The organism is Mycobacterium sp. E2462, assembly GCF_001672685.1.
In the GTDB taxonomy this organism is placed as follows: Bacteria; Actinomycetota; Actinomycetes; order Mycobacteriales; family Mycobacteriaceae; genus Mycobacterium.
In genome coordinates, this window is record NZ_LZKC01000416.1 from 1 (window position 1) to 2,263 (window position 2,263).

The window sequence follows — 2,263 nt, forward strand, 5'->3', positions numbered from 1 at the left end:
CTTCCCGCCCTACGCGGAGTACCAGACGAAGACCGAGCGGCACATCCCAGTCTTCGTCCTGGAATAACGGCGCGCAGAAACATTTGCGTTCGGTATGGGGCCGGCCCGCCCGGTTGACCATGCTATCGGCGTGACCTTATTTTCAGAGCCATAGCCAGGCACGCCCGGTGCGAACAACGACGTTGCGGGCACGCGAATGTGGCTGTGCCCTAGACCGATACGCAGTGCTGCCGGATAGTCGCATGCGCACAGCCGCCATCCAAGCAAGGAGAGGCCGATGCCGCACGCCGAACAGCGCTGCACCCCAACCGAATCGGCAAACAAACCGGGGCGCCGTGAACGCCTGCGCGCCGTAGTCCGCTACGACCTGCCGGCCTCGCTGGTGGTGTTTCTGGTGGCTCTCCCGCTGTCGTTGGGGATCGCTATCGCGTCGGACGCCCCGGTCCTCGCCGGCCTGACGGCGGCGATCGTCGGGGGAGTGGTCGCCGGTTGGCTCGGTGGGTCACCGCTGCAGGTCAGCGGCCCAGCGGCGGGGCTTACGGTGGTGGTCGCGGATCTTGTCGCCCAGTTCGGTTGGGCTATCACGTGTTTCATCACTGTAGTGGCTGGGGCGTTGCAGATCCTGTTGGGCCTGACCCGCGTTGCGCGAGCCGCACTGGCGATCTCGCCGGTGGTGGTGCACGCGATGCTGGCGGGCATCGGCATCACGATCGCCTTGCAGCAGGTGCACGTGCTGCTGGGCGGCGAGTCCGACAGCTCGGCGTGGAACAACGTCACGGGCCTGCCCGCGCAGGTCGTGGGGGCGCACCGCCCGGGCGTCGTCCTGGGTCTGCTGGTCATCGCCATCCTCGTCGGATGGCGCTGGGCGCCGCCGCGGCTGGCGCGCATCCCGGGCCCGCTGGTGGCCATCGTCGTCGTGACGGCCGTCTCGTTGCTCTTGCCGTTCCGGGTCTCGCGCATCGAGCTGAACGGATCGGTGCTCGACGCGCTGCAACTGCCGTCGCTGCCGGAACGGAACTGGGGCGCTGTCGCTCTCGCCGTCGTCACCGTCACGCTGATCACCAGCATCCAGAGCCTGCTCACGGCCGTGTCGATCGACCGGATGCACAGCGGGCCCCGTACCGACTTCAACCGCGAGCTCATCGGCCAGGGCGCGGCGAACATGGTCTCGGGCGCGATCGGCGGCCTGCCGATCGCCGGCGTCATCGTGCGCAGCGCGGCCAACGTCAGCGCCGGCGCCCGTTCCCGCGCATCGACCGTCATGCACGGCTTCTGGGTTCTGTTGTTCGCCGTGCCCTTCGCGGGTCTCGTGGAGAAGATTCCGACGGCCGCACTGGCCGGCTTGCTGATCGTGATCGGGATCGAACTGCTCAAGCCTGCACACATCGAAACCGCCATGCGCAACGGTGATTTCGCTGTCTATCTGATCACCGTGGTCAGCGTCGTCTTCCTGAACCTGCTCCACGGGGTGCTGATCGGCCTGGCCGTCGCCGTCGCGGTGACTGGCTGGCGGGTGGTGCGCGCCAAGGTGCAGGCCACCGTGGTCGGTGCCGAATGGCACGTGGTCGTCGAAGGTGCCTGCACCTTCCTGGCGCTGCCGCGCCTGACCGGGGTGTTGGCAAGCATTCCCGAAGGAACCGATGTCACCGTCCACCTTTCCGCCACCTACCTGGATCACTCGGCGCGGCAGGCGATCACCGACTGGCAGCGGCAGCACAGCGCCACCGGAGGCGCCGTGCGCATTCACGAGCAGGATTCCACGCAGGCCACCCACACCGCGGATCCGGCGACGCCGCGCCGCGCCGCGCACCTCAACCTGGTCGCGGCGGGCCCGCGCCCAGCCACCGAAACTGACTGAGCGAGAAGCGGATTCGGCTATCCGGGAGGGGTGGCGCGGATCAAGCGGCCGCGCGTGATCAGCGAGGCGGCCTGCTTAAGGCGTTTGGTGCGGATTCGCACGTCGTAGCTGTGGACATGGTCGATGATGCCCAGTCGCTCGGTGAGGTACCCGTAGAGGTGCTCGACGTCGCGGCAGATCACGACGGCGACCAGGTGGTGGCGCCCGCTGACGGCGATGACGGAGGCAACCTCGGGGTGCCCGGCGATCCGGTCGGCGACGTCGGTCAGGCGACCGGCCTGCGCGCAGATCCACACGGTGGCGGTGACCCGAAAGCCGAGGCGCTCCGGCACCAGCTCGAGGTCGTAGGTGAGGGAACCGGACGCCTCCAGGGCCGCAGCCCGTCGTTTGACCCGCGCCGGTCCC

3 protein-coding genes are annotated in these 2,263 nt (G+C 68.5%); 2 read left to right on the forward strand and 1 reads right to left on the reverse strand.

Annotated features, from left to right (window positions below; all coding sequences use genetic code 11):
- On the forward strand, positions 1-67 hold a 67-nt coding region (locus tag A5714_RS27685), incomplete at its 5' end, for a nitroreductase/quinone reductase family protein (protein ID WP_156747286.1).
- Positions 68-277: 210 nt separating this feature from the next.
- Positions 278-1,858, forward strand: a complete 1,581-nt coding sequence (locus A5714_RS21600) for a SulP family inorganic anion transporter (RefSeq protein ID WP_068288706.1) — start codon at positions 278-280, stop codon at positions 1,856-1,858.
- Between the two features lie 17 nt (positions 1,859-1,875).
- On the opposite strand, the gene A5714_RS21605 is transcribed toward A5714_RS21600, so the two are convergent.
- The coding region (locus A5714_RS21605; protein ID WP_197513861.1) for an Lrp/AsnC family transcriptional regulator at positions 1,876-2,263 on the reverse strand (388 nt) is incomplete at its 5' end.

Bases quoted from the DNA above. Each gene is read 5' to 3' on its own strand.
- A5714_RS21600 (WP_068288706.1), top strand. From the start codon at position 278: ATGCCGCACGCCGAACAGCGCTGCACCCCAACCGAATCGGCAAACAAA.